At 38.3% G+C, this 9,149-nt stretch carries 8 protein-coding genes and 1 pseudogene; 2 read left to right on the top strand and 7 right to left on the bottom strand.

All coding sequences use genetic code 11. The features are described 5' to 3' along the window. Nucleotides 1-251: 251 nt before the first annotated feature. A complete protein-coding gene (locus LC574_RS13165; protein ID WP_229453938.1) occupies nt 252-500 on the top strand; it encodes a helix-turn-helix transcriptional regulator in 249 nt (82 codons plus the stop codon). A gap of 12 nt (nt 501-512) precedes the next feature. On the opposite strand, the gene dndC is transcribed toward LC574_RS13165, so the two are convergent. Continuing rightward, nucleotides 513-2,186 (bottom strand): DNA phosphorothioation system sulfurtransferase DndC, encoded by a 1,674-nt coding sequence (gene dndC, locus LC574_RS13160; protein ID WP_229453937.1) that lies wholly within the window; start codon nt 2,184-2,186, stop codon nt 513-515. Between the two features lie 164 nt (nt 2,187-2,350). Between dndC and LC574_RS13155 the strand changes: the two genes are divergently transcribed. Continuing rightward, on the top strand, nt 2,351-3,946 hold the full coding sequence (locus tag LC574_RS13155) for a DGQHR domain-containing protein (protein ID WP_229453936.1): 1,596 nt from the start codon (nt 2,351-2,353) through the stop codon (nt 3,944-3,946). Nucleotides 3,947-4,031: 85 nt separating this feature from the next. On the opposite strand, the gene LC574_RS13150 is transcribed toward LC574_RS13155, so the two are convergent. The 6 genes and pseudogenes from LC574_RS13150 to LC574_RS13125 all read right to left on the bottom strand — a co-directional run. After that, complete coding sequence (locus tag LC574_RS13150; protein ID WP_229453935.1) at nt 4,032-5,693, bottom strand: DNA sulfur modification protein DndB; 1,662 nt, start codon at nt 5,691-5,693, stop codon at nt 4,032-4,034. Next, nucleotides 5,693-6,253: a GIY-YIG nuclease family protein gene (locus tag LC574_RS13145; RefSeq protein ID WP_229453934.1), complete on the bottom strand. Its 561-nt coding sequence runs from the start codon at nt 6,251-6,253 to the stop codon at nt 5,693-5,695. The genes LC574_RS13150 and LC574_RS13145 overlap by 1 nt, the downstream gene beginning before the upstream one ends. 27 nt (nt 6,254-6,280) lie before the next feature. Then, complete coding sequence (locus tag LC574_RS13140; protein ID WP_229453933.1) at nt 6,281-6,748, bottom strand: DNA phosphorothioation-associated protein 4; 468 nt, start codon at nt 6,746-6,748, stop codon at nt 6,281-6,283. Nucleotides 6,749-6,862: 114 nt separating this feature from the next. Then, nucleotides 6,863-7,414, bottom strand: coding sequence for a Uma2 family endonuclease (locus LC574_RS13135; RefSeq protein ID WP_229453932.1), 552 nt, complete (start codon nt 7,412-7,414; stop codon nt 6,863-6,865). Between the two features lie 35 nt (nt 7,415-7,449). Then, complete coding sequence (locus LC574_RS13130; RefSeq protein ID WP_229453931.1) at nt 7,450-8,019, bottom strand: Uma2 family endonuclease; 570 nt, start codon at nt 8,017-8,019, stop codon at nt 7,450-7,452. A 238-nt stretch (nt 8,020-8,257) separates the two neighbouring features. Further along, nucleotides 8,258-9,149, bottom strand: a pseudogene (locus tag LC574_RS13125) (ATP-binding protein); the annotation flags it as partial.

The following is a 9,149-nucleotide window of genomic DNA, read 5'->3' as shown; positions in this document are numbered from 1 at the left end:
ATTAAGATGCTTCCGAAAAAGCCACACAAGGTTTTATTATCTCAAATTTTTGATAGAATATCCTCGCTGGGGCGTATTCACGCTCCTAAGCCTTCTGTCACCACTTCATAATTGGCGAAGGTATTGTCATTGGAACTCACATATTTTGCTAGAGATATTTATGTCCCGTATACGAGACATAAATATCTTACACCTTTTGTCGCTTATACGGGACATTTACTTGGTTAAAAGCCTTTGACACAATCAGAAGCATGGGAAAAGCAGGAAAAGCGTTGAAACAGGTGTTAGAGACACATGGCATTAGCCAAAATAAGTTAGCAGTGACAATGGGAACTGGACGCTCAAATGTTAATCGCTGGGTAAATGAGATAATGGACCCTGTAGCGGAGGGGGTGCTAGAAATTCGGGATGCACTCAAGAAAATTAATCCAGCCGCAGCAGAAGAGTTTATCAGGCTTTACTTGGGAGATGTTGATGATGATGATGAGACACACCCTTAAAGCACTGTGTACCTATTTTTTAAATTTCATGTTTCCCCAAGTCTTTGTCTGGGCATCAGATTTTGTAAGGTTTGTTGCGTCAACTTTTGCATCAGGCGCGATCGCTTGTGCATCGGGTGTGGCAAAATCTGCTAAAGTTAGCTGCTTGACCTTTTCAATATCGCCTTGTTCAGCTGCTGTTTTCAAATCCCGCTTTAAATGAGCATTTTTAACTGCTTCATCTTTAGAACGCGAACTTGTAGCAAAGCATTTTTCAAGGGTGTCGTAGATTCCCACACGACGGGACATTTTACGAAATTGGCGTTCTGTGTCTAAAAGTTTAGCCATGAGTTCCAAGTGCATACTATCATCTGCACAGATTTCTTCTAACACAGCCCATTCATCACGACCTAGTAGGCTATAGTCAGCACCAGGACGGGGGTCTTGAAATTCTTCACCAGTCACTTCTTGATAAATCCGAGGTAAGCTATCATCAAATTCATGTTTTTCTTCTAGCCAAATGCGGCGAATTTCGCTCATTTCTTCGAGAGTAATTAGGGTGATGTCGCGCATATTTTCTGGCGCTGTACGACGGATTTCTGTTTGCGCTTCTAATAATCGTCTGAGCCAATGTTCCCGCCAATATTTGGTATAGGGGCCATGAATTGGTTCAATAGAGGCTTCACCATCTACATGACGCTCAAAAAGTTGGACTTCTCCCCAGATGCGACGGAAGTCTCTTTTATCGCGGTCATCTCTATTATCTAATTCATTGCGGATATCTAATAGAGGCTGCATCCATTCCTTCTCTTCATCATTTTGAATCATTGCCTCCATTGATTTATCCTTATTAACAATTGTGCAAACCCAGCAGCCAAATCGAGAATCACCACAGCTAGCAGTAGAAGTATCAACAACTAGAGGACATTCATTATCTGCTGTAGCACCTCGATACATGGTGAACAAGTCTTTGTTGCTATATCCCCAAGGGTTTTGCCACTGATTTAGGTAAATCCAAACTTCATCAGTACGCCAATCTTCGATGGGGCTATAAATTAAAGAATTAGGCAAGCTTGCACTATGGTAAAGCAAAGATGTAGGTGAACTTGAATCAGAAACGAGGCGATCTTTTAGGCTACCTGCTTGATGTTTTTCCATTGAGATAGCACGTTTGACACTTTCAGCTTTGCGCGTACCTAAAACAAGAATAACTTCCCCATTTACTCTAACCACATCACGGATAAAGCGGTTAGAAGGATGGATTTTTAGACGGTCTGTACACCAACGAAATTTTCCTCGCGGCGTTGGATAACCTTTACCAATCAAGCTTACCCAGAATGTCTCTTTGATTTCTGGATGTAATAAATGGGGTTCAATGGGCATTTTCTGTTCTTTAGCAGTAACCCTCATCCTTTCTAAGGATTTGCGTACCCAAACAGAGACTACAGGGTTTTCTACTAGTGTGTCAGTTGTAATAACATGAATAGTCTTTTTTCGCTTTTCAACTGGTAGTGCTGCGATCGCATTCCAGATAAGCTGTAAAGTGGCAGTACTATCTTTGCCACCTGAATAGCCTACTACCCAAGGTATCTGATCCAAACTGTACAATTCTTGAATTTCAATGGTGAGAGCTTGGATATAGTCCACTAACTCTGCTACAGTACGTACTTGCTGATTTTTATCCTCTTGCTGTTGTGCTGTAGCCATTTCCCTTACCTACTGAAACATGGATATTCTTCACCCTTCCTTGAATTGCTTTGAGGGTAGCCACTGTATTGTACAGACTTTAAGGCAAAACAAAAAATTAATAAACCCATAATCGTAACACGAATTGTAATTTCATATTTTATACACAAATTTTAAAAATTAGCATGAAAGATTCTGACCCAACTACTGACATCGCTAGAGAGTACCGAGAAGGGGAAAACAAGGAGAAACAGGTACTAGCTTTACTCCTGGAGAAATTTTTAAAGAAAAAAGATCAGATTCTCGTTCAAAAAACCGAGATGGGTGGTACTGAGGCTTATGTTAGCTCTGTTACACTGGAATGGTTTGCAGGTCGTGTTCACTTCGCCTCTGGCTTACCTCTGTTTCAGAAAAAATATAATCCAGAGACTGATAATGTCGAGATTGACGCGGATAGTATTGATGAAATTCAGCAACGTCCCCTTGATTGGTCACGTCAAGCACCGCTAGTACAGTATTTAGCGGCTAGACACAACCATAAGTTTCCACCGGTGCTGGTAGTAATTAATCAACCGTGGGTGGATAATCCCAAAGCTGCTGAGTGGGATAGTGAAGGACGCGCTACAAAGTCTACAACTGATTTTATACCCCTAGATAAAGACGCTAAAGTAGGACTGCTAAATATTTCTGAGGATGATGTAACCATTTATGCACTAGATGGCCAACATCGATTAATGGGTGTACAGGGATTGATGGAGTTAATTAAAACTCGTAAACTCCAGCGCTATAAAAAAGATAAAGGTGCTGACGACAGTTTTATTACAGTAAATGATTTGATAGAAAAGTACCAAGTAGAACTTGCTTACTTGCAAAATTTACCCAAGGAAAAAATTGGTATTGAGTTCATCTGTGCGGTAGCGGCTGGGGAAACTCGCACCGAGGCGAGGCGGAGGGTGAGATCGATTTTTGTTCATGTCAACCTGATGGCTGCACCCTTGACTAAAGGGCAACTAACACAGTTGAATGAAGATGATGGTTTTGCGATCGTTGCTAGAAAAATTGCAGTTACACATCCACTATTAGAACAAAGACAAGAGCGCAATCCCCGTGTTAATTGGAATAGTGCAACAGTGGCTTCAAATTCTACAGTTTTGACGACTTTGCAAGCTCTACAAGATATGTCTGAGCGATATTTGGCTCAAAAGTTCCCTCACTGGAAACCCTTGGAGAAAGGTCTAATTCCCATGCGTCCAGAGGATGAAGAACTTGAGCAGGGAATTGAGGAATTTAGAAAGCTATTTGATTCTTTGGCTAGTCTTTCTAGTTATAAGATTTTAGAACACGAGGATACACCAGCTTTACGGCGCTTCAGCTTTGAGAAAGATGGAGGTGAAGGAAATATGCTTTTCCGTCCAGTTGCTCAAGTTGGATTAGCGCAAGCTTTGGGAATTTTAGTTTTTAAAAAAGGTTTCTCACTCGCAGATATTTTTAAGAAACTGCGGAAGTTTGATCAGCAAGGTGGTTTTAGTGGTATGGAATATCCTCAATCTCTCTGGTATGGGGTTTTGTACGACCCAAATAAAAAGCGAGTGCAGGTTGCTGGACGAGATTTAGCCGCGAAGTTATTGGTTTATATCCTGGGTGGAATTCAGGATCAGATGGAACGTGCTGAACTTCGTAAGGCTTTAGCAGATGCTAGGACTGTTGAAGATAAAACTATAGGTTTTGATGGTGAATTTGTTGAACCCAAGCAAGTCGGGCTTCCATCCGTTCTGAACTAGCTAAACCATAGTGACAATTAATACTATTCAGAAATCGCCGAATTGCAGTAGACTAAAATTTAATCCTACTGCGACAAATTAATATTTACTCATCAATGTCACTTTCGTCTTCTATTTCATCTTCTATCTCATCAAATATTTCTTCATCATTTTCTTCATCTCCTTCAGTTAGAGAATTTGTGATATTTGTGCTAAAGATATTTTCATCATCAACCACAGTTGCTTCCGTATAATTATTCTCTTCAGATATACTGTCATCTTCTATAAATTTAACTACAGGCAGTTCGACATAAAATTCTTTTCTCCAGCTAGCTATTGTATCTATAGTCCAATTTGCTTCACTATCTACATCTTCACGAGTACTCTTAATCAGTTCACGTACCCCATCGGAGGTATTAAGAAATATCATTCTAAGGAGTTCTATGCATTTATCGCTACCAGCACCAGTTGTAATCATAGTAAGTTTTTCGTTAGGCTGTACAATCAAGTTTTTCCAATGAGGTGCATTTCTATTCAAAAAGCCTTTATCATGCATTTTCTCTATACTTTTAGCAATTGCATCTAAAATCTCTGGGATACGATATTCAGATTTTATTCTCAATAAAAATCTTGAAACAGCAAAAAAAACAATACGCTGCCCAAGGACAGTATATAGAATATTTGACTCTCTTAACTTTTTAAGTTGCTCTTTTTGAATAGCTTGTAGTTTAATTTCTTCTGGTTGAGGAGGAACAGTTATACCCAAGTGTTCAAGTTGATTAAGCCAATCCTTAAATGGTTGGAGTTTGTAAAAAAACCATTTAAAAATATCTCTAGTTCCTATATGAGGAATTTTAGGATGTGATTCATAATACAGCTTCATTGCATTTTCTCTGTCAATTGGAGAATTTAAAGTCTTTTTCAAAGCTGTCTTTTTATAATCTATTAAAATTTCTACAGCACATTTACTGATTAAATCTATTGTTGTGAGATAAGGATCAGTCTGTGTCAAATTTGTAGATTTAGATGACCATTTTACAATTTTATCTTCTAAGACATCTTCCTCTAAAAGTTTTCTAGGTATAAGTGCAGAGAGTTTTGTGTCATCCAATAAAAGTTGAGTTTGTCGATCAATACGCTTGGCAGTATTATTTATTACTGTAAATATATTACGAGTAGCCTTAATCGCTTCATCCCGTATTGAAACTGTCTTTTCAGAGTGTCCTACTCTGCCTAAATTTCCAAAAACTAAATAGACAACTGGTATATCAAAAGGTTCCTCACAAGCACAACCTTCTAATATTTCTTGGGGAGATAGAGGCTGTTTGTCTATATGTACATTCCAGTATTTTTTTAACGATAACAAACGATGTTGACCATCTATAACTATTCGAGAAACACCTTTATATAATTTTAAGTTTACCCATTTTTCTAGAGGTTTACCTTTACTCATAACATGGGAAAAATCCCAAAATTCTGTCTGTTCATCTGAGTTAGGAAGAAGAACAATAACCAAAGAGTTGAAAAACCTAATTCCGTTTTTTGCTAAATATGCAAATAGTTCTGTTTCTGCCCTTTTTTCATCTAATTTCCGTTGAACTCTCTCAGAAAATCCCCATTTACCCTGAAGCTCGCCAGCAAATCTAATATTCTCTGCTGCATCACTATGATCAAGAGTTGTAAGAAAGTAGCGCACTTCACCAAAAGTACCTGTAATAGCTTTATATTCAATAGTTTCTGGTGATTGATCATCTAGTTCTTCCATCATTAACTCCTTTGTGTATTAAATTTGGGCTGGCAAAGCTGAATTAGTAAACTTTCAAGTTCTCTGGCAAGATCCCTAGAGCAAGGAAAACATATAAATAGAAATTCATCTTGAGGTCTTAAATTACCATATTTTGCAAAGAAACCATTATCACTCTCTAAGTGTTGTTGAAATCTTTTTTGTAAACTAGAAGCATAACCAATGTAATCTGGACATTGTAAAATACTACAGGTTAAAAGGAGCTTTTTGAGATTACGTCTGTCTTTTGGCATAGATACACTTTTGATGAAACTATGCATATTATCTGATAAAATAACTGGTTTTCCACATATATCTATAGTAAATTTTTTGCGGGAATCATCTTCAATGAACTTGGTTGTAAAGACAGTTTTACTAACCCGTTCATTTATATCCATAGCTAAATTATTTTCTGCAAAATCGAATGCGTGGTAAAAAGCATATATTCCTGATTTATCTGGAATGTCATAAATTGCAGAAATGGTTGCTGTGGCTACTATAAAGTTTTTAAAAAAGTCGTCATGTATTGTTTCTTCTATTGCCATATAAACTAGATATCTTTACCACATTTTTTAAATGAATTTACTTAAATCAAACTCAACTTCTGCCGAATTATCTTGAAATTTATCGTGGCTTAAAATTAATAGTAACCTTTCTGAATAGTCTACTGCACCACGAAATTCATTTTGCAATAACTCAAGTCCACCATTAGCATATTCCTCAAAAATGCGAATACGTTGAGTGTCATAATTTTCGTCATTAGACGAAAGAATACTAATATCTTTATTTGCAGTCATTGCCAGTAGTTTGATCAGCGTATCATATCCTTTTGATACAAAATGCTCTTGCGGTATGGGATCGGGATCTCTTTTAGATATCTCCCCTAAAGCAACTCGCTTTTTATACTTTGCCCCCAATGCTGCACTAAACACAAGCACATCAGCATAAGTTTGAAAAGGCCCTGTTGTGTCTTTTGATGCTACTAGAGATTTCACAAACTCAGCCTTATCTTTAGCAACCCTGATTCTATTTGCAGCCATGATATTAATATCTACATTGTTGCCATCTTAACCGACAGCCAAAAGCGATGCTTACGGCTGGCTACGCTTACGGACTCGCCAAGGTATTATTTTATAATAGTATGCAGGCGATCGCTAAACAAACAAATTATCCACTAACATATTCCATCCTGGCACTGCGGGTTCAGCTTCAGCCAACTCATCACGGCGATACATTTGGGGTTCTTCTGGATTACTAGCACGATATACTCTAATAACTTCCTCTTTAAGTACGTCTACATCCCAAACTACCAACGTACCAGCTGCAAAATAATCACGGCGTTTACTAGCCATATCTTTCTCAGCCTTATCACCGTAATCATTTTCACTTCGCACCTCAGCAGCAAATATAGGCGCACCATTGAGAAACTTCCCGCCTGTAGGTTTGCCAGTATAAAACGCAGCATCAGGACTTAAAGAACGACGATTAGGGAGATTAACAATAAAACCGACATTATCAGGCAAAGCATAACCACTTTTTGTCAGACGTTCATAATCCCGTAGACTTGCATAAATTTCACCGCCTGCACGTCCTGGTAAAAATCCAGTTGGAGACATCAGCACCAATTTTCCATTAACAATTTCTGCTTTACAATTGTCAGGTAAGTGGTACAAATCTTCAATAGTTGCTTCAGTTTTAATACTCATAAAACCCCTAATAATGAATCGAGGATAATCCTAATTTAAATAGGAAACTGAACATTTTCATACACCAAAGATATCGGAAAGCGGAAATCAACGCTGGTTAAATAAACCTCATCCCCTGCTTCATAAGGATGTAACTCCCAGAGTCCTCTATCATTTAACCGGAAGCAATCTAAACTAATTTTTTCAGCATCAATGAGGATGTATTCTTGCAAAGTCTGAATGCGACGATACCGCGTAAATTTTTTACCTCGGTCGTAAGCTTCCGTACTTGGGGACAGAACTTCAACAATTAAACAAGGATATTGGAGAAATTGAATAGCTTGTTTATCCCGTTCATCGCAACTCACCACAACATCGGGATAATGAAAAGGCCCGTTTTCAGATACACCTACTTTCCCATCCGCCATATTCACACGACACCCACTTCCTCGCAGGTGACTTTTTAACGCTGAAGCTAAGTTTAAAGCAATATCATTATGGGGAAGAGTACCCCCAGTCATGGCGAAAACTTCACCATCAATATATTCATATTTAATTTCTTGGCCTTGTTCCCATTCCAGGTATTCGTGGGGAGACATATAATTTCTGTCTGGACTCGCAACCATAACCTGATTCCTTCTCAAAAGTCACTTTTCTCAACTTTAACTAAAATCGGACTTACGCACAGTAACGGAAAATCGAACCACAGAGGGACAGAGAACACGGAGGAATAAGAGTTTGAGAGGTATTTTGCGTCAGTTTTGTAAAAAACCTTTGCGCCTACTCTACGAGAACGCCTAACGGCGAATGCGCGAAATCATAAGATTCCTTGCAAAAGTCTTTCTCTGCATCTGTGCGTGATAATTACCTATCCCGTTCAACTTCCATAATTTCCGTATACTCAAACTCGTTCGGACTTTGTTTCACCAAAGGATATCTTTCTCCACCCAACTCAATATAATCTTGTTCGCAATCCGGTTTAGATGAATAATACGTAAGCACATATTCTCTCCCAATTCTATCTGTCATTTCTGCTTCTACTTCACCCCGCCACTGAGTCTTAGTAACTAAAACTATCAACTGATTCGCTAATTGGGGAATTGTCTTCGCAATGTGTCGCCGCGAATTCTCATCCAAACTACCGAAGGGTGAATCCATCACTATTGGGAAAGTACTACTATCGGGAATCATCATCATTTTTCGTTTCTCACTCCATTCCCTTACTTTGTCAATGATGCTGGCAATAAAGGATAAACTGAGAATTTGATTCTCCCCTGTAGATGCTGCAACTGGTGCTTCTATACCTGTAGTATTTTCTACTAATGTCAGTTCATATTTTTCACTAATTTTAGGAATGTATGGAGTTACAGAAATCTTTGTGAATATTTCTTGTACTCGCTTTTCTAGTTGCAGGCGAAATTGTTGTTCTTGACGATTTCTAACTTCTGTCAACCGTTCGATTGCATCTTGAGTAGCGTTAATCCGTCGCTGTGCTAAAGTTTGCTTGTCTTCATTCAATTTTTGTTTGGCGATTTGTTTGTTTAAACCTTCAATCTCAGTTGTGAGTTGAGCAATTTGCTGCTGATTTGCACCCTGTTCTCGATTCAATTCATCAATTTTACTTTCAATTTCATCTAAGCGTTTTTGTAAACTGCTAATTTCTTCATTAGCATCTTTTCGCAACCGTTCTTGAATATTATCTAAATCGCCTTCAATTTGAGATATGCTTTGCCTTAACTGATTAACGCTACTCAAG

The organism is Nostoc sp. CHAB 5715, assembly GCF_020829685.1.
Classification (GTDB): Bacteria; Cyanobacteriota; Cyanobacteriia; order Cyanobacteriales; family Nostocaceae; genus Nostoc.
This window is presented reverse-complemented; position numbering and strand designations above follow the sequence as displayed.